This window comes from Kocuria tytonicola, assembly GCF_003687455.1.
GTDB classification, from domain to species: Bacteria; Actinomycetota; Actinomycetes; order Actinomycetales; family Micrococcaceae; genus Kocuria; species Kocuria tytonicola.
In genome coordinates, this window is record NZ_PHOA01000003.1 from 20,987 (window position 1) to 43,062 (window position 22,076).

The window sequence follows — 22,076 nt, forward strand, 5'->3', positions numbered from 1 at the left end:
CACCCCCGGCTCCGCGGGCTCTCCCGGCCCCACTACGGGCCCGGGCGAGACCGCCTCGCCCGAGCGGCTCTCTTCCGAGGCCGCGGCCCCGAGCGGACGGCGCACGTTCACCCTCGGTGCCGTGGGCTCCCGCTCGGCCGGCGCGCCCGTGACCCAGCCGCCCCAGCAGGTGGGGGACGCGCGGGAGGCGGCCGAGGCGTCGTCGTCGGACTCGTTCTACGCGCAGGTGGGCGGGCACGAGACGTTCGTGAAGCTCACCCGGGAGTTCTACGCGCGCGTGGCCGAGGACCCGGAGTTCAAGGCCCTGTACCCGGAGCAGGACCTCGGTCCGGCCGAGGAACGGCTGCGGATGTTCCTGGAGCAGTACTGGGGCGGGCCCACCACGTTCTCGGAGCAGCGCGGGCACCCTCGGCTGCGGATGCGCCACGCCCCGTTCCCCGTGGACTCGTGGGCGCGCGAGACGTGGCTGCGGCACATGCGCGCCGCCATGGACGCGGTGGAGCTGTCCCCGCTGCACGACGGCATCATGTGGGACTACTTCGACCGCGCGGCCCACGCCATGGTGAACCGCCCGGGCTGATCCTGGCGGGCGCCGCGGTGGGCTCAGCGCTGCGGCTTGACCAGCACGTGGCCGGCGGCGGTGCTCAGCCGCACCCATTGCCCGCTCTGCTCGGCGGCCACCTGGACCTGCTGCACCGTGGGCGGAAGGAAGCCCAGGACGTCCAGGGCGAACGCGGCACCGTCCGGGATGGCGGGGCTCTCCGGCGGTCCCCACCCGGAGGCTGCGCCCCACACGCGGGAGCGCACCTTCTGCACCACGGCGGCGCCCGAGTCCACCGGGACGGCGTCCGAGACCGCCTGCACGCCCCGGCGCGCCACGTCCCGGACCCGCTCGGCGTCCACCGCGCCCACCCCGGACCAGCCGCCGCGGGGCGCGACAATGCCGGCCCAGGAGGCGGAGACCTGCTGGGGCGGGGCACTCAGCCACACGGCGTCGTCGTCAGGGGCGCCCTCCCCCGCCGTGCGCGCGAGCCGGTCCGTGATGGCGGACGCCGCCACGGTCACGTCCAGCGCGGCGGGTTCGGCGAGACCCACCGTGCGCAGTCCCAGGACCACGGGGGCGCTGTCCAGCAGACCCGCGGGGTGGACCACCGAGACCCACACCGCGAGCACGCGGCCCGCGCCCTGCAGCCGCACCGCGGCCTGGGGGTCCACCGAGCGCGCGCGGCTGAGGTAGGTGGCCAGGTCCGCCGCGTCCCGGCGGTCCAGCAGCGCGAAGCCCTCGGGATGGGCGTCCCGGGGGGAGCTCATCGGGCGTGCGGGTACTTGACGTCGTCCTCCAGGGTGGCCAGCAGGGCCCGGTGGTCCTCCGAGAGCTTGACGCTCCTGCCGGACTCGGGGTCCATGACCACGATCACGGATTCGCCCTGCGCGTACACGTGGGAGCCGTCCTCCTCCTGCAGGCTGTAGGAGATGGTGAACGACGAACCGCCCACCCGCGAGATCCACGTGCGCACGTAGACCGGGTCCATGCGGAAGAACAGCTGCTCCTTGTAGTCCACGCTCTGGTGCGCCACCACGGTGCGCAGCTCTCCCACGGACTCGCGGAACGTGGTGTCCTCCGGGATCCCGTGGTCCGGGTCCTTCGTGATGGGCGACGCGGTGAGCCGCACGCGGGCGTCCTCGAAGTAGCGCAGCATGGTCACGTTGTTGATGTGGCCGTACTGGTCCTGGTCGAAGAAGCGCATCTGCACGGGCACGTTGAGGGAAGTCATGCTCCCATCACACCACACTCACGCCCCGGTTTAGAGTGGGTCCATGACTCTGGACCCGACCCAAGACCCCGTGGGCTCCCTCATCACCATGCTCGACCTCGCGGACGGCGGCGGCGCCCGCACCACCGAGGACATCTTCGTGGGACGCACCATCACCACGCCGCGCGCCCGCGTCTACGGTGGACAGGTCCTGGCCCAGGCGGCGATGGCCGCGATGCGCACCGTGGACCCCGAGCGGGCCATCCACTCCCTGCACGCGTACTTCCTGCGCGGCGGGGACATCGAGCTGCCCATCACGTTCGGCGTGGAGCGGGTGCGGGACGGCCGGTCCTTCTCCGCGCGCCGGATCCACGCGTACCAGGAGGGCAAGACCATCCTGTCGATGATCGCCTCCTTCCAGGTGCCCGCGGAGGGGCTGGAGCACCAGGACGAGATGCCGCAGAACGTTCCGGACCCGGAGTCCCTGCCGTCCCTGCGCGAGACGTTCGGCGCCCTGGACATCCCCGAGGCCCGGGCCCAGGCGTTCGAGCGGCCCTTCGACATGCGCTACATCACCGAGCCGCTCTTCCTGCCGTGGCAGGGCCCCACGGACTCCTACAACGCGGTGTGGGTCAAGGCCCTGGCCCCCCTGCCGGACGACCCCGCCATCCACCGTGCGGCCCTGGCGTACGTGTCCGACTACACGATGATGGAACCCATCCTGCGCCGCCACGGCCGCTCGTGGGGCGAGCGCGGCATGAACGTGGCCTCCCTGGACCACGCCATGTGGTGGCACCGCTTCGCACGCGCCGACGAGTGGATCCTGTACACGCAGACCTCCCCGAGTGCCTCCTCGGCCCGCGGGCTGTCGATCGGGAAGATGTTCACCCGGGACGGCAGGATGATCGCCACCACCGCGCAGGAGGGCATGATGCGCCTCCCCGAGTTCCAGTGAGCACCACCCCGGGCGCATGTGAGGCCCCCGGGGACGACGCAGGGCCGGAGGCACGTGCCTCCGGCCCTGCGTCGTGCGTCGCTCAGTGGCGCGCGAGCAGCGGGTGGGAGCGGCAGAGCAGCACCCCGAGCACCACGAGCGCGAGTCCGAGCACGAGCGAGACGCCGTAGCCGGTGATGCTGGCGAGCACCAGCCCCGCCGAGGCGCCGATGGTTCCGCCCAGCATGGAGATGGAGCTCAGCAGCGTGAAGTCGGCGCCCGCGTGGCCCGGGCGGGAGATGTCCAGGTTCACGGCGTAGATGCCCGTGTTCATCACGGTGTAGCCCGCGAGCACACCGCACGCCCCCACCACACCGAAGCCCACCTGCGCGCCGTGCGGCACGGCGAGAGCGCTCCACACGACCGGGACGAAGCACGCGCCGCCGAGCAGCTGGACCGCCGCCCCGATCAGCAGGGCAGTCCCGCGTCCGTACCGGCGGCACAACCGCCCGCCCAGCAGTGCCGCGCCGAGCGCGGGGGCCGCGGCAACCACGGACGTCACCGTGCCGATGAAGCCGAGGGACCACCCGGCGTCCACGAGCGCGGGGGTCACGAGCGACCACACCGCCGCCGAACCCAGCGCCACGAGCGGCACGGCCACGAGCCCCCACACACGGGCCCCGGGGACGCTCAGCACACCGAACATGGCCGAGAGCCTCCCCACCTCGGGGTCCGGGACCACGCGCTCGGTCTCGCTGTGCCGCAGCACGGGGACCATGGCGAGCGCGGTGCACAGGGCCAGCACCACGACGGCCGCACGCCACCCCCACGCGTCGTAGATCAGCAGGGCCAGGCCGCCGCCGATCACGGTGCCGATGTAGCTCGCGCCCACCTGGATGCCCGCGCCGAGGTCGTGCTGCTCGCTCGTGAGTCCGCGCACGGACAGGGCGTCCGCGGCAATGTCCTGGGTGGCGGAGAAGACCACGAACGCGGCGGCCAGTGCCACGACCGCCCCCAGGCCGTCCTGGGGGTCCCCGACCACGGCCATGGCCAGCAGGGACACCACCATCAGCGGCTGGAGCACCAGCAGCCACGAGCGGAAGTGGCCGCGGGAGCGCCCCGGGGACCAGCGGTCCAGCAGGGGCGCCCACAGGAACTTCAGCGGCCACACGAGCGCCAGCAGCTGCAGCAGCCCGAGCGTGCCGAGGTCCGTGCCGCCGTCCCGCAGGATGCCCACCAGCCCGGTGGAGAGGAACGAGGCCCCGATGAACTGGGTGGTGTACAGCGCCCAGAGCAGCCACCAGAAGCCGTTGCTGGTCCGCACCGGGGCGGTCTCGGGTGCGGTCAGGGTGCTCATGTGCTCCTCCAGTACGCCGTGGCGTCGATGTTCGTGCGCGGCACGCCGTAGCGGGTCCGCAGGGTGGTGCTCAGCGTCCGGTTCTGCTGCGCCTCCACGGCGATCCAGAACCTGTCACCGGCCGCGGGGTGCTCCGTGTCCCAGTGGCTCAGGACGGCGTCCGCGAGCTCCTCGCCCTCCCCGCGGCGCCGGACGCGGCGTACCCGGTGGTGCTCGGCGGCGGCCAGCGGGAGGGACTCGTCCTCGGGGTTGCGGTACTCGAACCACACCTCCACGTCCCGGGAGGAGAGCCGGGTCAGCATCGAGTTCACGGCCGGCAGGCTCGCGGGGTCCCCCACGATCACGGTGCGCCCCGGAAAGTCCGCGTCGAGTGCCGCGGATGGCGCCTCGGGAGTCCCGCGGCGGGGGTTCTTCTTGGGCTGCCACGGCGGGGTGCTGCCCAGCAGCGAGGCACGGATGGTGTCCCCGGGTGCGCACGTGCGCGCCCAGTCGGACGCCGCACCCGCGTGCAGGGCGAACTCCAGGTCGAACAGGCCCTCCTCGGGGCGCGGGTCGATCACCGTGAACGCGCGCTGGTGGTCCCTGCCCTCGTGTGTGAACCACAGCCGCAGCCACAGCGTGGGGAACGGGGTGTGCCGGGCCAGGAACCCCTCGTCCCGCACCGTGATGCGCGCATAGGTGGGGCTCACGTCCCGCCGGGACACCACCGTGAGCCTGGTCTCCGAGGCACCCAGGGCGCGCACGGCCAGTCGTTCCCAGTGGGGCATGGTTCTCCTCGCTCGGTGGGCGCCCGCGGGCGCCGTGATCTCGGTCTCAGTCAGGACGACGACGCCGGGCCGGTCCCCCGCGCGCTGCCGCGCCTCTCGGGGCCAACCGGTTCCCGGGGCGCCGCGCGGAGCGGGTTCGCGACCCGGGCGCGACTGTCCAAAGCCTGATGCTTAGGTTAGCCTAACCTGCTGTCGAATAGGTGACGAATTTGTATCTTATTACGTCCCACGAGTGCACCCGACGGAAAGAAGCACTGTTCCATGAGTTCACCCCTGCTGCACCAGGACACCGTTGCGGATCTGATGCGGGACGTCACCGCGGCCACGGCCGCCGGCGCCGCACGGATCGCAGGCGCCCAGCAGCCCCACGAGCCCGCCGAGCACCGTGACGTGGCGGGGGCCGTGGAGCGCATCGACCTGGACACCCCGCTCGGGGACTTCGACGCCACCGTGGAGGAGCTGGACCGCACGTGGCTGCGCCACGCCGTGTGGTTCCACCACCCGCGCACGCTCGCGCACCTGAACTGCCCCGTGGCCGTCCCGGCGGTGGCCGCGGAGGCGCTGGCGGCCACGGTGAACGTGTCCATGGACACGTGGGACCAGTCCAAGGCGGCCACCGCGATCGAGCGCTCGCTGCTGTCCTGGACAGCGGGGCGCATCGGCTTCCCCGCCACCGCGGACGGCATGTTCACCCCGGGCGGGACCACCTCCAACCTGCAGGCCCTGATGCTGGCCAGGGACGAGGCCCTCGAGGCGAGCGGGCAGCAGCCGGGGGCAGCGCCGCGACCGGTGCGGGCGGCGTCGTTGCGCATCCTGGCCAGCGCCGAGAGCCACTTCTCGGTGGTCACGGCGGCGCGGATCCTGGGTCTCGACGACGACTGCGTGATCCCCGTGCCGGTGGACGAGACTGGCGCGCTGTCCGTGGCCGCGGCGCGCCGGACGGTCGTGGACCTGCGGGAGCAGTCGCTCACGCCCATGGCGGTGGTGGCCACGGCGGGCACCACGGACCGGGGGATGGTCGATCCGCTGCCCGAGCTCGCGCGGCTGTGCGGCGAGCACGGGATCTGGCTGCACGTGGACGCCGCGTACGGGGGCGGGCTGCTCGTCTCCCCCACGCACCGCGACCGGCTGGCCGGGATCGAGCACGCGGACTCGGTGACCGTGGACTACCACAAGACGTGGTTCCAGCCCGTGAGCTGCTCGGCCGTGGTGGTGCGCAACGGACGCACCCTGCGCCACTGCGCCCACCACGCGGCCTACCTCAACCCCGCGGACACCCCCGAGCCCAACCAGGTGGACCGCTCGCTGCAGACCACGCGCCGCTTCGACGCCCTCAAGTTGTGGGTCACGCTGCGCACCGTGGGCCCGGACGCGATCGGCGGGATGCTCGACACCGTGATCGACCTCGCGGCGCGGGTCGCGGACGTACTGCGCGCGGACCCCCGCTTCGAGCTCGTGTGCGAGCCGATCCTGAGCACGGTGCTGTTCCGCTGGCTGCCGCCCGCCGACGGCCCCGCACCCGGGGATCCCGACCCGTGGGTGCGCGCGATCCGCCGCGCGGTCTGGGACACGGGCCGCGCCACGATCGCCGAGACCGAGGTGGCCGGGCGCCCGTGCCTCAAGCTCACGCTGCTGAACCCCGAGACCACCCTGCAGGACGTGCAGGGCGTCCTGGAGCTGGTCCACGAGACCGCTCTGCCCCTGACCGAGCACCAGAACACCGGAAAGGCCTGCGCATGACACCCCACGAGACCCCGTCGCCCACCGCGTGCCCCGCGGACCGGGGCACCCCCGAGCTGCCGCTGGACCTGCTGTGCGTGGGGGTGGGACCGTTCGGGCTCGGACTCGCGTGCCTCACGGACCCCCTGCGGGACGTGCGCGCCGCGTTCCTGGACGCCGCGGACGGCTTCGACTGGCACCCCGGGCTGCTGTTCGAGGACGCCACGCTGCAGGTCCCGTTCCTCGCGGACCTCGTGACCATGGCCGATCCCACTTCCAGGTTCTCCTTCCTGCAGTGGCTCAAGGAGACGGACGAGCTGTACCCCTTCTACGTGCGGGAGTCCTTCTACCCCCTGCGCCGGGACTACAACGCGTACTGCCGCTGGGCCGCCGAGCGGGCACGCGGGATCCACTGGGGCCACCGGGTCACGGAGGTCACCCGGCCCGCGGGCGAGGGCCCGTGGTGCGTCACCGCGGCGGCACGCGGCGAGACGCGCACGTGGTGGACCCGTCACCTCGTGGTGGGCGCCGGAACCGTGCCCACCGTGCCGCCGCAGCTGGAGGCGGTCGCCGGGGACACCGTCCACGCCGGGGACTACCTGGGGCACCGGGAGGATCTCCTGCGCCGACGCCACGTCACGGTGGTGGGCTCCGGACAGTCCGCCGCGGAGGTGTTCCTGGACCTCGTCAGCGCGCCGGACGCGCCCGCCGTGGACTGGATCACGCGCTCCCCGCGCTTCTACCCCATGGAGTACTCGAAGCTCAGCCTGGAGCTGACCTCCCCCGACTACCTGGACCACTTCCGGGCCCTGCCCGAGGCGGACCGGGAACGGCTCAACGCCTCCCAGCCCCAGCTGCACCGCGGCATCTCGGACGACACGATCGACGCGATCCACGAGGCCCTCTACGTGCGCCGCCACGCGGACGCGGCCCCCGTGCGGCTCGTGGCCGCGACCGAGCTCACGGACGCCTGGCACGAGGGCGGGCGCACCGTCCTGCGCTGGCGCAGCACCGAGAACCACCGCGTGCGCGAGACCGTCACGGACGCCGTGGTGGCCGCCACCGGCTACCGCCCCGCGGACCTGGACTGGCTCGCACCGGTCACCGACCAGCTCTCGACCGACGCCGCGGGCCGGCTGAGCCCGGACCGGCACCACCGCGCGAGCCCGGACGGCACCGTGCACGTGCTCAACCACGGCGAGCACACCCACGCGCTGACGGCCCCGGACCTGGGCATGGGACCGCTGCGCAACGCGCACGTGCTGGCCCACGTCACCGGCCGGGCCCCGTACGCCACCGAGGAGCACACCACGTTCCAGAGCTTCGGCCGGATCCCCCAGGGCGACACCGTTCCCCGCCTCGCGGCCGAGCGTTGGGGGGACGGTGCGGTGGAGGTCCGTTCCCAGGACCGCACGTTCTCGCTGCGCCCCGTGGATCCCGAGCGCGATCTCGCCCTGCTCCACGGGTGGCTCAGTGCGCCCCGCGCCCACGCCTGGGAGCTGGTGGACGCCACCCCCGAGCAGGTGCTCGCGGAGTACCGCCGGATGGCCGCCGCCCCCGGGGAGGACGCCTGGATCGTGAGCGAGCACGGCACCCCGCTGGCCCTGCTGGAGACCTACGACCCCGCCCGCAGCCCCCTGGCCGCCGTGTGGCCCGTGCGCGACGGCGACGCCGGTCTGCACCTCTTCGTGGCCCCCGCCGACCGCCCCGTTCCCGGCACCACGCGCGCCGTGATGGCCGCGGCCCTGCGGTTCCTGTGGTCGGACCCCGGCGTGCAACGGGTGCTCGTGGAGCCGGACGTGCGCAACGAACGGATCCGGGCGATCAACCGCTGGGCCGGGTTCCGGGAGGTCGGCGAGGCCCGCCTGCCGGGCAAGACCGCGTGCGTGAGCGTGGTCGAGCGCCCCGCCGCGCAGGACGACGCCGCGCCCGTCCACGGTGCCGCGCGCGCCCGCGGTGCCACCTCCGACCGCAGCACCGACCCCGCCGCCCCCGTGAGCGACCGCGCCGGGCGGCAGGCGCCCGAGCACGCGGCGTCCCCGTGCACCACGAGCACCCGTGCGGAGGCCGACCGGTGAGCCCCCGGACGAGCACCGCCCACGTGCCCTCCGCATCCGGTTCCGCCGCCTCGACCTCGGGCGCGGCGAAGCCCCCGCAGCCCGGCGGGACGACCGGCGAGGACAACGCCGTCGAGACGGACGGACAACGCGCGACCGCGAACGCCCACCACATGCGCGGCGCCGTCATGGACCCCTCCGGGGCCGAGGCGCCGCGTCAGCGCCCTGCGAGCAACGAACCCGCGGGCGGTGACCGTGCGTCGTCGTCCGCTGTGCGGCCCACCCCCGCACCCGCGCTGGACCGCCAGACCGCGCGGGCCCTGGAACGGGACGTGCTGGCCAAGATGTTCTCCGAGTTCAGCCACGAGCGCATGCTGCGCCCCGAGCGCTCGGGCGCGGGCTGGACCGTGGCGGACGGCACGGGAGCACCGTGCTGGTACTTCGAGGCCACGCGCCACCCGCTGGAGCACTGGGAGGTGGACCCGGCGTCGGTGCGGCGCATCGTCCCCGGGTCCGCGGACCGCGAGCCGGACGCCCAGCAGGCCGTGCTGGACCTGCGGGACGTGCTGGGGCTCAGTGACGAGATGCTGCCCCTGTACCTGGAGGACCTCTCGGCGACCATGTTCTCCATGGCCCAGCGCCGCGCCGCTCCCGCCCCCACCGCGGCGGAGCTCGCGCACGCGGACCTCGCGGACGTGGAGCGCTTCCTGGACCGTGGCCACCCCGGGTTCGTCGCGAGTTCCGGGCGTGTGGGCATGGGCGCCGCCGAGCAGCACGCCTGGGCGCCGGAGGCCGCGGAGCCGACGCCGCTCACGTGGCTCGCGGCGCGCCGGAGCCTGTGCGCGGTGTCCCTGGGCGGGCACCTCACGGACGCCGAGCACCTGGAGCGCCACCTCACGCAGACGGAGCTCGAACGCTTCCGTGCCGCCGTGCGCGCGGTCGGCGAGAACCCGGACGAGTACACGGTGGTCCCGGTGCACCCGTGGCAGTGGGAGCACCGCATCCTGCCGGGGATGCTCCCGGACGTGCTGCGCCGGGACCTCGTGCTGGTGGGTCAGGGCGAGCACGCGTGGCGGGCGCAGCAGTCCCTGCGCACGTTCCTGGACGTCACCGACCCGCGGCGGGACTACGCCAAGACCGCCATCGGGGTGCACAGCATGGGCTTCCTGCGCGGGCTCTCCCCCGCGTACATGGCCACGATGCCCGCGATCAGCGACTGGCTGCACGAGATCGTGTCCGCGGACGAGCTGCTGAGCGGCAGCGGCATCCGCGTGCTGCGGGAGCACGCCGCGGTGGGCTACACCGGGGACGCGCACCACCGCAGCGGGCTCCGCTCGGACCACACCAAGCAGCTCGCGGCCCTGTGGCGGGAGTCCCCCGTGGCCCTGCTGGCACCGGACGAGCACGCCGCGAGCCTCGCCGGGGTGCTGCACACGGACCGGGAGGGCCGCCCCCTGGCCGGGGCGTGGATCGAACGCTCCGGTGTCTCCCCCGCCGAGTGGGTGGCCGCCCTGCTGGACGTGTACCTGGTGCCGGTGGCGCACCTGCTGCTGTCCCAGGACATCGCCCTGATGCCCCACAGCGAGAACGTCATCCTGCGGCTGCGGGACGGACTGCCCGTGGGGGCGTTCTGGAAGGACCTGGGCGAGGAGGTCGCGGTGCTCAGCGAGCGCCCCCTGCCGGAGGGCATCGAGCGGATCCGCGCGGTGACCGAGCCCGAGGAGCGGGAGCTGTCCATCCACACGGACGTCCTGGACGGCGTGCTGCGCCACCTCGCGGTGCTGCTGCACACCACGGGCGTGCTGGACGAGACCCAGTTCTGGGCGCTCGCCGCCCGCGCGCTGGACTCCCACCGTGCCCGGTTCCCGCAGCACTGGCGGGAGCTGGACCTGTTCCGGGAGAGCTTCGCCCACTCGTGCCTGAACCGGCTGCAGCTGCGCAACCCCCAGCAGATGGTGGACCTCACGGACCAGTCCGCGTCCCTCACCTACGCGGGGCGGCTGGAGAACCCGCTGGCCACGTTCCGGGACGGCGCACGGTGAGCGCGGGAGCCGGCTGGCAGCTGTTCCGCGACCCCCACGGGGTGCCCCACGTGCAGGCCGAGGACCTCACCGCGCTCGCCCACGGCCACGGGTACGTCACCGGGGTGGACCGCGCCTGGTACGCGGAGGTCCTGCGACGCCGGGCCGAGGCGCGCTCCGCGGAGCTCGTGGGCCCGGACGCCCTCGACGCCGATCAGCTGAGTCTCGCGGTGGACGTGGTGGGCACCGCGCGGCGCTGGTGGGAGGCGTCGTCGCCCGAGGACCGCGCGTTCTTCGCGGCCTACGCCCGCGGGATGAGCGAGGCGCTGGCCGAGGTGTGGGTTGAGACCCCCCAAGCCCGCGCGGCCGGGGTGGCGGACACTCCCGTCCGGCCGTGGGACCCGTGGACCCCGGTCGCCGTGCACCTGGACGCCCACCTGCTCACGGGCAGCCTGCCCGAGCAGCTGTGGCGACGCCGCGTGCGCGCCACCCTGGGCGAGGCGTGGGTTCCCGTGCTGGACGCCGAGTCCCCGGCGGCCGCCGGGTCCAACGCGTGGCTCGTGCCCGGTCACCTCTCCGCCAGCGGCGCGCCCCTGCTCGCGGCGGACCCGCACCGGATCGTGGAGGAGTCCGGACCGTACCAGCCGGTGTGCCTGTCCGCGCCGGGCCTGCGGGTGCGGGGGCTTGCGCTCGTCGGTCTGCCGGGGGTGCCCCACTTCGGGCGCACCGAGTCCGCGGCGTGGGCCATCACCGCTGCCATGACGGTCACCGAGACGGTCACGGACGTGGCCCTGGAGCACCGGGCCGGTGCGTGGCGCGTGGCGGACACGGGCGAGCCCCTCGAACGGCACCGCACGGTGCTGCGGGCGGGGGACGGCGTGGAGCGACCGTGCTCCGTGTGGCGCTGCGCGGCGGGCTTCGTGCTCCCCGGCACCGGGGCGGATCAGAACGCCCTCGACGACGCCGCGGCCGGCGACCGCGCGACCGTCACCGTGGTGACCCCCGCCCCCGTGCCGGACACCGCGCGGGCGCTCGCGGCATGCCGGGAGACCCTGCTGGCGCGCACCGCGGATGACGTGCTGGACGCCTTCACCGGCTGGGCGGTGCCGTGCAACGACCTGCTCGCGGCGGACGGCGAGGGAGCGTGCCGCCACGCCGTGGTCGGGGCGTTCCTCGGGGAGCACGAGCCGCGCCGCGAGCTGCGGGAGATCACGGTGCGCGCCAACCAGCGGCCTTCCTCCCCCGGCGGATCGGCGGCCCGGCTGGCGTGCGCGTCCCCGCACCGGGCGCAGCGCGCCACCGCACTGCTCCGGCACGCGGTGGACCGGCACGGCACCGTGACCCTGGAGGACCTGGCCGCCGCGCAGCTGGACACCGCCGCCCCGCACTGGCCCGGACTGTTGAGGTCCCTGTTTGCAGAGCCCGCTCCGGGATCGGCGTCGGCCGCCCCGGAGACTGGAAGGGGTGCCACGCACCCGGCAGGTGGGCCCGCTCCGACACCGGCTTCCGGCCCAGCACCGGCTGCGGACCCAATACTGGATGCGGGCCCGGGCGCGGCCTCGAGTTCCGGGGAGGCGTCCACTCCGGCACGGCGCCCGGGCGCAGGGACCACGTCCGATGACGGGCGACCACCCCGGCTGTCCCATGCGGCGTCGTGGGTGCGTGCCCGGCTGCTCTCGTGGGACGGGAGCATGGCCGCGGAGTCCACCGGGGCCTCGTGGTTCGCCGTGTGGCGCGATGCGTTCGTGCGCGAGCTCGTGGCCGGCACGGAGCTCCGTGCCCTGACCGGGCCCACCGGCATGCCCGCGGTGTGGGACCCGTTCCTGCACGGCCCGGGGCGTGTGGGGCTCGCGGTGGAGAACGTCCTCCGCCGCGGCCCCGCGCTCGGTGTGGACGTCACGACCTGCGCACTGGTCGCCCTCGAGCGGGTGGCCGAGGATCACCTCGCGGCGGGTGGTCAGGTGCTGCCCGCGTGGGGAACGCTGCACGCCTTCACCCCGTGGCGCGGCGAGCCCGCCGCCACGGCCGTGGACCCGGTGCCCGTGGGCGGGGACACCGACTGCCTGCTCGCCACCGGAACCGTGCCCGGTACGGGGCCCGCGTGCCTGCGGGTGCCCGCGGCGCGGGTGCTGTGGGACCTCGCGGACCCGGCGGCGTCGTGGTGGATCACCCCCGATCCGGTGGATCGGAGGGCCAGCGCCTCCGTGGGGGACGGCCGCGAGTCCCCCGGCGTTCCCGTTCCCGGCGTTGCGGACGTCGGCGCGCAGACCCCCGAAGCACCGGCCGCCAGCGCGCCGGCCCCCATCCTGCCGGGCCGCGCGGACGGGCACCCGCGTTCCGGTGCCCCGGACGTCGGGTCGTCGTTCGCCGGGCACCCGCTGTCCGGGACCCCGGAAGCCGGGTCGACCTCCGCCGAGACCCCTGCCCGGGGCGGGAGCCCGCTCGCGCGGTGGGCCCGCGGCGAGTTGGACCACGCTCTGCCGTGGGTCCCGGCGGGTGCGGTGGGGCCCACGGGTGCCGTGCTGGACCTGGGTCCCCTGGAGCCCACGGGTGACGGAGAGAGCGAGGCCCCGCGTGCCGCGCTGCGCCCTGTGAACCCAGCGCGCGACGCCGCACTGCTGCACGAGTGGGTCAGCGCGCCGCGCGCACGATTCTGGGGGATGAACGGGCTGAGCGTCCGGGAGGTGCAGGAGATCTACACGTACCTGGAGGCCTCACCCACCCACCACGCGTGGCTCCTCGAGCTGGACGGCGAGCCCGTGGGCCTGTTCCAGAGCTACGAGCCGCACGCCGATCCCGTGGGCGCGCTCTACCGGGTGGAGCCCGGGGACCTCGGGATCCACGTGCTGCTGGCTCCCGTGCGGCGTCGGCGGCCCGGGCTCACGGCGGCCCTCGGTCGGGCGGCGTTGGGGCAGATTGCCCGCCACGGGAGCACGCGACGGATCGTCGCCGAGCCGGACGTGTCCAACGAGCGGGCCCTCTCCCGTGCCGTCGCCATGGGCTTCGAGCTGAGACCCGCCGTCGAGCTGCCGGGCAAGACCGGGCGGCTCGCGTTCCTGCGCGTGCCCGCCACCCCGCCGGAGGGCCGCGGCTGAGCAGGGGGTGCCCCGGGACGACGACGCCCCCGGTCGCCGACGTGCTGTCGGTGGCCGGGGGCGTCGGGGTACTCGGACGGATCCGAGGTCAGTCGCGCGTGAGGCGGCGGTGGGTCAGACGGCGGGGGCGGGCGGCCTCCGCGCCGAGGCGCTCCACCTTGTTCTCCTCGTAGGCGTCGAAGTTGCCCTCGAACCAGTACCAGGTGTCCGGGTTCTCCTCGGTGCCCTCCCACGCGAGGATGTGGGTGGCCACGCGGTCCAGGAACCAGCGGTCGTGGGAGACCACCACGGCGCAGCCCGGGAAGTCCAGCAGCGCGTTCTCCAGGGAGCCGAGGGTCTCGACGTCGAGGTCGTTGGTGGGCTCGTCCAGCAGGAGCAGGTTGCCGCCCTGCTTGAGGGTCAGCGCCAGATTCAGGCGGTTGCGCTCACCACCGGAGAGCACTCCCGCCTTCTTCTGCTGGTCCGGACCCTTGAAGCCGAACGCGGAGACGTACGCGCGGGACGGCATCTCCACCTTGCCCACGTTGATGTAGTCGAGCCCGTCCGAGACGACCTCCCACAGGGTCTTCTCCGGGTCCAGGTTGGAGCGGTTCTGGTCCACGTAGGAGATCTCCACGGAGTCGCCCACCTTGAGCTCGCCGCCGTCCAGCTCCTCGAGACCCACGATGGTCTTGAACAGCGTGGACTTGCCCACGCCGTTGGGACCGATCACGCCCACGATGCCGTTGCGGGGCAGGGAGAACGAGAGACCGTTGATGAGCGAGCGGTCCCCGAAGCCCTTCTGCAGGTTGCTGGCCTCGATCACCTGGTTGCCCAGGCGGGGTCCCGGCGGGATCTGGATCTCCTCGAAGTCCAGCTTCCGGGTCTTCTCGGCCTCCGCAGCCATCTCCTCGTAGCGGGCCAGACGGGACTTGGACTTGGTCTGGCGGCCCTTCGCGTTGGAGCGCACCCACTCCAGCTCGTCCTTCAGACGCTTGGCCTGCTTGGCGTCCTTCTTGCCCTGGACCTCCATGCGCTTGGCCTTGGTGTCGAGGTACGTGGAGTAGTTGCCCTCGTAGGGGTACAGGCGCCCACGGTCCACCTCGCAGATCCACTCCGCGACGTGGTCCAGGAAGTACCGGTCGTGGGTCACGGCCAGCACGGCACCGGGGTAGCTCGCCAGGTGCTGCTCGAGCCACAGCACGGACTCGGCGTCCAGGTGGTTGGTGGGCTCGTCCAGCAGCAGCAGGTCCGGCTTCTCCAGCAGCAGCTTGCACAGGGCCACACGGCGGCGCTCACCACCGGAGAGCACCTTCACGTCCGCGTCCGGCGGCGGGCAGCGCAGGGCGTCCATGGCCTGTTCCAGCTGGGAGTCGAGATCCCACGCGTTCGCGGCGTCGATCTCCTCCTGCAGCTTGCCCATCTCCTCCATGAGGGCGTCGAAGTCCGCGTCCGGCTCGGCCATTTCCGCGGAGATCTCGTTGAAGCGGTCGAGCTTGGCCTTGATCTCGCCCACGCCCTCCTCCACGTTGCCGAGAACGGTCTTGTCCTCGTTCAGCGGGGGCTCCTGCAGCAGGATGCCCACGGAGTAGCCGGGGCTCAGCCGCGCCTCGCCGTTGGAGGGCTGGTCCAGCCCTGCCATGATCTTCAGGATGGTCGACTTGCCCGCGCCGTTCGGGCCCACGACGCCGATCTTGGCGCCCGGGAAGAACGACATGGTGACGTCGTCCAGGATGACTTTGTCGCCCACTTTCTTGCGGGCCTTGTTCATGGTGTAGATAAATTCCGCCATGCCCTCCAGGCTACCGCGCCGCCGCCCCGCTCCGAGCCACCCTCCGGGCACGTCCGGGCCGGAACGGGGGCGTGCTTCCGGGTGCCACGCGCCCCCGCCCGGAGCGGGCGCCACGGTGCACGCTCAGTGGGACGCCACCGCCGGTGCCCGGTCTTTGGCCGCCTCCTGGTCCGCGTCCCCGCCATCCGCGTCCGTACCGGCCGCGTCCTCACACGAACGCCCGGGATCCCCGTTCGCGGTCCCGCGCTCGCGTGTGCCCCCGGTCGGATCGCGGAACGTGTCGTCGTCCCGGGCCACAGCCAGGACCGCCCCGGACTCCAGGTCCACGAATCCCTCTTCCGCGAGGCCCAGTGCCTGTGCGTCCCGGTAGCGGTCCTCCCCCGGTTCGGTGCCGGCGCGGCCCTGCCCCTCCCCGGGGCCGGTGCCGCCGCCGTCCCGGGTGGCGCCGGTCCCCCGCGCCTCCGGGTTCGACCCGCCGCCGGTCCGGGTGCCCTCGTGGGTACCGCCGTCCTGCGCGTCCTGGCGCTGGGCCCGCCCACTGGAGCGGGAGAAGTTGGCGGTGCCGAAGCTCAGATCGTGACCCACCGCGGCCGCGTCCACCTGCACCACGGTGCGGGGCCCGTTCTCCGACTGCCACTCGTTGATGCCCAGCTTGCCGGTGACCACCACGGGGTGCCCGCAGCGCACGCTGGCCATGACGTGCATGGCCAGGGACCGGAAGCAGCGGACCGTGTACCAGTTCGTGCTGGTGTCGTGCCATGCGTTCGTGGCGGCGTCGAAGCGCCGGGACGTGGTGGCCAGACGGAACCGGGCCACCATGGTGCCGTCCTCGAAGAGGTGGGATTCCGGGTCCTTGCCCACGAATCCGCGAAGGGTGATGTGCTCGCTCATGGAGTGCTCCTCGTTCGTGCTCGCCCGGTTCCGGTCTGCGGCCCCGAGGCCGTTCACAGCGGGCGAGAAATGTGCCCCGGTACGGGGTGCTCCCACTGTGCTGTGCCCCGCGCCCGGGTGCCCGACGGCGGACGGAACTGGGGAGAACGGCCGACCGGGCGCCGTCGTGCTCGGAGCTGGGGAGGGCGCTCCGCACGGGCGCGCGCATCGGACGGCGCTGCGGCGTTGCTAAAGTAGGGTCTCGTTGCCCGCAGCACGCCCCAGTAGCTCAGTGGATAGAGCAGGAGCCTTCTAATCTCTTGGTCGGGGGTTCGACTCCCTCCTGGGGCACCGCAACATACCTGGCCGGAGTGTCAGCAACACGGCCTGGTGGAGAGGGGGCCATTTTCCCGTCCGCACTCGCTCCGCGCGCTGGGCCGCCCGGTGACGCCTCCACTGCGTTCACGGCCCCCGCCGCATCTGGAGGGGTGGTGGTCCGGGGCGTGGCGCGGTGCCAGGATGATCTCGTACCGTCCGCGACGAGAGGCACCCTCCATGACTGCATCACAGCACACCCACGCCTCCCCCGAGAGCTTCCTCACCCCGCCCATGCGCGCCCTGGAGAACGCCGGGGCCCTGGACTCCCTGGTGAGCGCTGCGGACACCCTGTCCTCCGTGGTCACGGGCAGCGCGTCCATCCGGGACCTGCTGCGCGGCAAGCGTCTCGGCCACGCTGTGCACCCGCTGCTCGTCCAGGTGCCGATGGGCACGTGGCTGAGCGCCCTCGTCCTGGACGCCGTGGGGGGTCGGGACGGCAGGGGCGCCGCGCGCCTGCTCACCGGCGTGGGCGTTCTCTCCGCGGGGCCCTCGGCTCTCACCGGGTGGGCCGAGTACTCGGGGCTGCAGCTGCGCGACAAGCGGGTGACCGTGGTCCACGCCGGGGCCAACGGCGCGGCCACGGCGCTGCACGCCGCGTCCTGGCTCGCCCGTCGCTCGGGTCGTCACGGCCTGGGGCGCGCCCTCTCGCTGGGCGGCATGACCGCCGCGGGACTGGGGGGTTACCTGGGCGGGCACCTCTCGGTGTCCCGTCAGGTGGGATCACGCGACGCCGCCTTCGAGGACGGCACCAACGGCCGCCCCTGACCGGGTCTGCCGCCCGGGAGCGCACGGACGCGGGCGACGTCGTCCGCGACCGCCGCGCGCAGCCGCGCCTCCGTGCCGGGGAGCATGCGCTCAGCGACCGTAGAACAGCCGCTCGAACACCGAACGGGACTGCCGGGTGATCCGCAGGTAGTCCTCCTCCAGCTGCGTGGCGGAACCGGGGTCGTAGCCGATCCACCGCGCCACGGCCTCCAGGTCGGCGCGCCGCGAGGGCACCGAGTCCGAGGCACGGCCCGAGCGCAGCACGTTGCCGTTGCGGATGTCCGTGGCGAGCTTCCAGGCGTGCTCCAGCACGGCGGCGTCCTCGGGACCCACGAGATCCGCGGCCACGGCCGCGTGCAGGGCCGCCAGCGTGGACGTGGTGCGCAGCTCGGGGACCTCGTGCGCGTGGCGCAGCTGCAGCAGCTGCACGAGCCACTCCACGTCCGAGAGCCCGCCGCGGCCCAGCTTGACCTGGCGCAGCGGGTCCGCGCCGCGCGGCATGCGCTCGCTCTCCACCCGGGCCTTCATGCGGCGGATGTCCACGAGCTGGCGGTCGGTGAACTCGGCGGGGTACCGGTGCCGGTCCGCCACGCGGAAGAACGCGTGGGCGACGTGCTCGGAACCGGCCATGTAGCGCGCCCGGGTGAGGGCCTGCGCCTCCCAGGTCTCCCCCCAGCGCTCGTAGTACTCGGCGTACGAGGCCACGGAGCGCACCTTGGCCCCGGAGCGGCCCTCGGGCCGGAGGTCGTTGTCGATCTCCAGCACCCGCTCGGCCACGACGGGCGGGGTGCAGGGCTGCTTGAGCAGCTTGACCATGCGTGCCAGGACGTCCTCGGCCGCGGCCTGCGCCTCTCGCGGCTCCGCCCCTTCCACGGGTTCGTAGGCGTACATCACGTCCGCGTCCGAGCCGAAGCCGATCTCCCGTCCGCCCTGGCGCCCCATGGCGATCACCAGGACCTCCGCGGGCACGGGCCCCTCGTGCTCCGCCTCGTACCCCTTGCGTGCGAGGTGCAGCGCGGCCATGACCGTGGCCTGGTCCACGTCCGAGAGCCCCGCCACGGTTCGTTCCACGTCGGCGACGCCGCTCGTGTCCGCGAGCGCGATCCGCAGCTGCTCGCGCCGCCGGATCTGACGCACGGCCCGGATGGCCTCCGCGGGGTCCCGGTGACGGGTGAGCTGCGAGCACATCTCCACCCCGAGGTCCTCGAGGCTGCGGGTGGCCAGCTGGGAGTCGTCACCGAGCCACGCGGTGGCCTCCGGGGAGACCTCCAGCAGGTCCGAGACGTAGCGGGAGCTGGACAGGATGTGGCACAGCCGCTCGGCGGCCGCGTTGGAGTCCCGCAGCAGGCGCAGGAACCACGGAGTGGTCCCCAGGGACTCGCACACCCGGCGCAGGTTGAGCAGCCCGGCATCCGGGTCCACGCCCTCGGCCAGCCAGCCCAGCAGCACGGGCAGCAGCGTGCGCAGGATCTCGGCGCGCCGGCTGACCCCGCGGGACAGCGCCTCGATGTGGCGCATGGCCGCCTTCGTGTCCTGGTAGCCGAGTGCTGCGAGGCGGTCCCGGGCGGAGTCCGTGGTGAGCGTGGTGTCCGCGGGGGCGTTGGCCAGCGCCGCGAGCATGGGACGGTAGAAGATCCGCTCGTGCATGGAGCGCACGGTGCGCTTGACCCCGGTCCACTCCTGCACGAGCTTCTCGGCCGTGGGGTGCGTCCCCTCGGAGGCACCGTCCACCGAGCGGGCGACCACGGCCAGCTCCCGCTCGTCCCGCGGCATCAGGTGGGTGCGGCGCAGCCGGAAGAGCTGGATGCGGTGCTCCAGCAGCCGCAGCCACCGGTAGTTGCGCCCGAACTCCTCGGCGTCCTTTCGTCCGATGTACCCGCCCGAGGACAGGGCGGTGAGGGAGTCCGTGGTGGCGCGCGTGCGCACGGTCTCGTCACCGCGCCCGTGCACGAGCTGCAGCAGCTGCACGGTGAACTCCACGTCCCGCAGCCCTCCCGGGCCCAGCTTGATCTGCCGGTCCCGGTCCTCCTGAGGGATGTTCTCCGTGACACGACGCCGCATGGCCTGGACGGACTCCACGAAGCCCTCGCGCTCGGCGGAGGACCAGATGAACGGTGCGACGGCGTCCTCGTAGCGCTCCCCCAGCTCGCGGTCCCCGGCCACGCAGCGGGCCTTGAGCAGCGCCTGGAACTCCCAGGACTTCGCCCACCGCTTGTAGTAGCGCACGTGGGAGTCCAGGGTGCGCACCAGCGGTCCGTCCTTGCCCTCGGGCCGCAGGTTCGCGTCCACCTCCCACAGGGCGGGCTCGGGACCCGTGGCCATCATGGCCTGGGCCGTCAGGTGCGCGAGCTCGGTGGCGATCTCCGTGGCCAGGTTCTCGTCCGGCACCTCCCCGGACTCCGCGGCGCGGGTCTCCACCACGTAGACCACGTCCACGTCCGAGATGTAGTTCAGCTCGCGTGCGCCGCACTTGCCCATGCCGATCACCGCGAGCCGCACCTGGTCCACGAGAGCGGGTGCCCAGCGCTCGTGGGCCTGCGCCCGGGCCACGGCGAGCCCCGCCTCCAGGGCCGCCCCCGCGAGGTCCGCGAGCTGTCTGCCCACCGCCGGCAGGTACTCCACGGGGTCCACCGCACCCACGTCCCGCGCCGCCACGCGCGCCAGACCGCGGCGGTAGGCGATCCGCAACGCCCTGTGCGCGTCCTGGCCGGTCACTGCGGCCACCGGGGTCTCCGCCTCCGGGTCCGCGCCCACGGACTCCAGCAGGGCCCTCCGCAGGAACTCCGGCTGGTCCGCACCGGGGTGGTCCTCGGGCCGCAGCTCCAGCAGGTCCAGGTTCTCGGGGGCGCGGATCAGGAACTCCCCCAGGGCCTCGGAGGCCCCGAGCAGCCGGAACATGGTCTCGGAGTCCGCGGGATCGCCGTTGACCCGGCGCGCCACGTCCGGGTGCTGCTCACTGAGCCGCACGATCAGCTGCAGGGCCACGTCCGGCGACGCCGCGTGGCGGAGGCCGTCGAGCAGCGCGGGCAGGGCGACGTCGTCGAGTTCCGGGAAGCCGAGCCAGCGGCGGGCGTTCGTGACGTCCGCGAAGCCGATGCCGATCAGCTCCTTGGCGGAGATCTTCTCCGCGCGCTCCTTGGCGGTGCCCTCCGTGGCGCTCCCCCGCCCCACCTACAGGATGCCCAGGTTGGTGCGCAGCTCGTACGGGGAGACCTCCTGGCGGTACTGGTCCCAGTCGCGGCGCTTGTTGCGCAGGAAGTACTCGAAGACCTGCTCGCCCAGCAGCTCGGCCATGAACTCGGACTCCTCCGTGAGCCCGATCGCGTCGTGCAGGCTCGAGGGCAGCGGCTGGTGACCCACCGCCCGGCGCTCGGCGCTGCTCATGGAGAAGACGTCGTCCATCTCCACCGGGGGCAGCTCGTACTCGTTCTCGATGCCCTTGAGCCCCGCCCCGATCAGCGCGGCGTAGGAGAGGTACGGGTTGGTGGCGGAGTCGATGCCGCGGTACTCGATCCGCGAGGACTGCACCTTGTCCGGCTTGTAGAGGGGCACCCGCACCAGCGCGGAGCGGTTGTTGTGGCCCCAGGACATGTAGGAGGGGGCCTCGTCCCCGGCCCACAGCCGCTTGTACGAGTTCACGAACTGGTTGGTCACGGACGTGAACTCCGGGGCGTGGCGCAGCAGCCCCGCGATGAAGTGCCGTCCGGTGTCGGAGAGCCGGAACTCCGCCCCGGCCTCGTAGAAGGCGTTGGTGTCCCCCTCGAACAGGGAGAAGTGGGTGTGCATGCCGGACCCGGGGTGGCGTGAGAAGGGCTTGGGCATGAACGTGGCGTAGATCCCCTGGGACAGGGCCACCTCGCGGATCACCGTGCGGAACGTCATGATGTTGTCCGCGGTCTGCAGCGCGTCCGCGTAGCGCAGGTCGATCTCGTTCTGCCCGGGCCCGGCCTCGTGGTGGGAGAACTCCACGGAGATCCCCACGGCCTCGAGCATGCTCACGGCGCGGCGGCGGAAGTCCTGGACCACACCGCCCGGCACGTGGTCGAAGTAGCCCTCGTAGTCCACGGGCACCGGCTCTCCGGTGCGGGGGTCCAGCTCGGGCGAGCGCAGCAGGTAGAACTCGATCTCCGGGGCCGTGTAGCACGTGAACCCCATGTCCGAGGCCTTGGCGAGCACCCGCTTGAGGACGCCCCGCGGATCCGCCGCGGAGGGCTCGCCGTCCGGGGTCTTCAGGTCGCAGAACATCCGGGAGGTGGGCTCCTCCTCGCCCCGCCACGGCAGGAGCTGGAACGTGGAGGGGTCCGGCTGCAGCAGCATGTCGGACTCGAACACGCGGGACAGGCCCTCGATCGAGGAGCCGTCGAAGCCGAGACCCTCCTCGAACGCGGCCTCCACCTCCGCCGGCGCCAGGGCGATGGACTTCAGCGTGCCCACCACGTCCGTGAACCAGAGCCGGACGAACCGGACGTCCCGGTCCTCGATGGTTCGGAGCACGAACTCCTGCTGACGGTCCACGGGTCCACCTCGGATTCTTCGAAGGGTGCTGCACTGTGTCTCAGGGGCTCCCCGCCGGCGCATGCACCGCGCG

At 73.3% G+C, this 22,076-nt stretch carries 15 protein-coding genes and 1 tRNA gene; 8 read left to right on the forward strand and 8 right to left on the reverse strand.

Annotated features, from left to right (window positions below; all coding sequences use genetic code 11):
* Positions 1 to 169 precede the first annotated feature (169 nt).
* On the forward strand, positions 170 to 580 hold the full coding sequence (locus tag CWC38_RS00845) for a globin (RefSeq protein WP_121845002.1): 411 nt from the start codon (positions 170 to 172) through the stop codon (positions 578 to 580).
* A gap of 23 nt (positions 581 to 603) precedes the next feature.
* Here CWC38_RS00845 and CWC38_RS00850 read toward each other — a convergent pair whose 3' ends face one another.
* A complete protein-coding gene (locus tag CWC38_RS00850) occupies positions 604 to 1,311 on the reverse strand; it encodes a DUF8185 domain-containing protein (RefSeq protein WP_121844966.1) in 708 nt (235 codons plus the stop codon).
* Positions 1,308 to 1,775 carry an acyl-CoA thioesterase gene (locus CWC38_RS00855; protein ID WP_121844967.1) on the reverse strand — a complete coding sequence of 156 codons (468 nt, stop codon included), beginning with the start codon at positions 1,773 to 1,775 and terminating at the stop codon, positions 1,308 to 1,310. The genes CWC38_RS00850 and CWC38_RS00855 overlap by 4 nt, the downstream gene beginning before the upstream one ends.
* A gap of 43 nt (positions 1,776 to 1,818) precedes the next feature.
* Between CWC38_RS00855 and CWC38_RS00860 the strand changes: the two genes are divergently transcribed.
* Entirely contained in the window at positions 1,819 to 2,709 is an 891-nt protein-coding gene (locus tag CWC38_RS00860; protein ID WP_121844968.1) for an acyl-CoA thioesterase, read from the forward strand.
* Between the two features lie 82 nt (positions 2,710 to 2,791).
* Here CWC38_RS00860 and CWC38_RS00865 read toward each other — a convergent pair whose 3' ends face one another.
* Positions 2,792 to 4,045, reverse strand: a complete 1,254-nt coding sequence (locus CWC38_RS00865) for an MFS transporter (protein WP_121844969.1) — start codon at positions 4,043 to 4,045, stop codon at positions 2,792 to 2,794.
* Positions 4,042 to 4,812, reverse strand: coding sequence for a siderophore-interacting protein (locus CWC38_RS00870; protein ID WP_121844970.1), 771 nt, complete (start codon positions 4,810 to 4,812; stop codon positions 4,042 to 4,044). Before CWC38_RS00870 ends, CWC38_RS00865 begins: the two co-directional genes overlap by 4 nt.
* A 261-nt stretch (positions 4,813 to 5,073) precedes the next feature.
* On the opposite strand from CWC38_RS00870, the gene CWC38_RS00875 reads away from it, so the two are divergent.
* The 4 genes from CWC38_RS00875 to CWC38_RS00890 are packed head-to-tail and all read left to right on the forward strand — an operon-like array spanning position 5,074 to position 13,704.
* Positions 5,074 to 6,552 carry a pyridoxal phosphate-dependent decarboxylase family protein gene (locus CWC38_RS00875; RefSeq protein ID WP_121844971.1) on the forward strand — a complete coding sequence of 493 codons (1,479 nt, stop codon included), beginning with the start codon at positions 5,074 to 5,076 and terminating at the stop codon, positions 6,550 to 6,552.
* The gene (locus CWC38_RS00880; protein WP_121844972.1) at positions 6,549 to 8,609 is read left to right on the forward strand and encodes a GNAT family N-acetyltransferase; all 2,061 of its coding nucleotides are present in this window, start codon (positions 6,549 to 6,551) and stop codon (positions 8,607 to 8,609) included. The genes CWC38_RS00875 and CWC38_RS00880 overlap by 4 nt, the downstream gene beginning before the upstream one ends.
* 23 nt (positions 8,610 to 8,632) lie before the next feature.
* On the forward strand, positions 8,633 to 10,630 hold the full coding sequence (locus tag CWC38_RS00885; protein ID WP_240624971.1) for an IucA/IucC family protein: 1,998 nt from the start codon (positions 8,633 to 8,635) through the stop codon (positions 10,628 to 10,630).
* Positions 10,627 to 13,704, forward strand: a complete 3,078-nt coding sequence (locus tag CWC38_RS00890) for a GNAT family N-acetyltransferase (RefSeq protein ID WP_240624972.1) — start codon at positions 10,627 to 10,629, stop codon at positions 13,702 to 13,704. Before CWC38_RS00885 ends, CWC38_RS00890 begins: the two co-directional genes overlap by 4 nt.
* 88 nt (positions 13,705 to 13,792) lie before the next feature.
* Here CWC38_RS00890 and ettA read toward each other — a convergent pair whose 3' ends face one another.
* Together ettA and CWC38_RS00900 are read right to left on the reverse strand one after the other, a co-directional pair.
* Positions 13,793 to 15,475, reverse strand: a complete 1,683-nt coding sequence (ettA, locus tag CWC38_RS00895) for an energy-dependent translational throttle protein EttA (RefSeq protein ID WP_121844973.1) — start codon at positions 15,473 to 15,475, stop codon at positions 13,793 to 13,795.
* A gap of 123 nt (positions 15,476 to 15,598) precedes the next feature.
* Positions 15,599 to 16,366 (reverse strand): single-stranded DNA-binding protein, encoded by a 768-nt coding sequence (locus tag CWC38_RS00900; protein WP_121844974.1) that lies wholly within the window; start codon positions 16,364 to 16,366, stop codon positions 15,599 to 15,601.
* A 257-nt stretch (positions 16,367 to 16,623) separates the two neighbouring features.
* Between CWC38_RS00900 and CWC38_RS00905 the strand changes: the two genes are divergently transcribed.
* Together CWC38_RS00905 and CWC38_RS00910 are read left to right on the forward strand one after the other, a co-directional pair.
* A tRNA-Arg gene (locus CWC38_RS00905) sits at positions 16,624 to 16,696 on the forward strand.
* 204 nt (positions 16,697 to 16,900) lie between these two features.
* Positions 16,901 to 17,488: a DUF2231 domain-containing protein gene (locus CWC38_RS00910; RefSeq protein WP_240624973.1), complete on the forward strand. Its 588-nt coding sequence runs from the start codon at positions 16,901 to 16,903 to the stop codon at positions 17,486 to 17,488.
* A gap of 90 nt (positions 17,489 to 17,578) precedes the next feature.
* Here the strand turns inward: CWC38_RS00910 and CWC38_RS00915 are convergent, their stop codons facing one another.
* Positions 17,579 to 20,659 (reverse strand): bifunctional [glutamine synthetase] adenylyltransferase/[glutamine synthetase]-adenylyl-L-tyrosine phosphorylase, encoded by a 3,081-nt coding sequence (locus tag CWC38_RS00915; RefSeq protein ID WP_240624974.1) that lies wholly within the window; start codon positions 20,657 to 20,659, stop codon positions 17,579 to 17,581.
* Positions 20,660 to 22,003: a glutamine synthetase family protein gene (locus CWC38_RS00920; RefSeq protein ID WP_121844976.1), complete on the reverse strand. Its 1,344-nt coding sequence runs from the start codon at positions 22,001 to 22,003 to the stop codon at positions 20,660 to 20,662. It abuts the gene before it with no gap.
* Positions 22,004 to 22,076: the final 73 nt, after the last annotated feature.

Coding starts and splice junctions, on each gene's coding strand:
- CWC38_RS00860 (WP_121844968.1), top strand. CDS start 1,819: ATGACTCTGGACCCGACCCAAGACCCCGTGGGCTCCCTCATCACCATG.
- CWC38_RS00870 (WP_121844970.1), bottom strand. CDS start 4,812: ATGCCCCACTGGGAACGACTGGCCGTGCGCGCCCTGGGTGCCTCGGAG.
- CWC38_RS00880 (WP_121844972.1), top strand. CDS start 6,549: ATGACACCCCACGAGACCCCGTCGCCCACCGCGTGCCCCGCGGACCGG.
- CWC38_RS00900 (WP_121844974.1), bottom strand. CDS start 16,366: ATGAGCGAGCACATCACCCTTCGCGGATTCGTGGGCAAGGACCCGGAA.
- CWC38_RS00855 (WP_121844967.1), bottom strand. CDS start 1,775: ATGACTTCCCTCAACGTGCCCGTGCAGATGCGCTTCTTCGACCAGGAC.
- CWC38_RS00875 (WP_121844971.1), top strand. CDS start 5,074: ATGAGTTCACCCCTGCTGCACCAGGACACCGTTGCGGATCTGATGCGG.
- CWC38_RS00850 (WP_121844966.1), bottom strand. CDS start 1,311: ATGAGCTCCCCCCGGGACGCCCATCCCGAGGGCTTCGCGCTGCTGGAC.
- CWC38_RS00865 (WP_121844969.1), bottom strand. CDS start 4,045: ATGAGCACCCTGACCGCACCCGAGACCGCCCCGGTGCGGACCAGCAAC.
- ettA (WP_121844973.1), bottom strand. CDS start 15,475: ATGGCGGAATTTATCTACACCATGAACAAGGCCCGCAAGAAAGTGGGC.
- CWC38_RS00910 (WP_240624973.1), top strand. CDS start 16,901: ATGACTGCATCACAGCACACCCACGCCTCCCCCGAGAGCTTCCTCACC.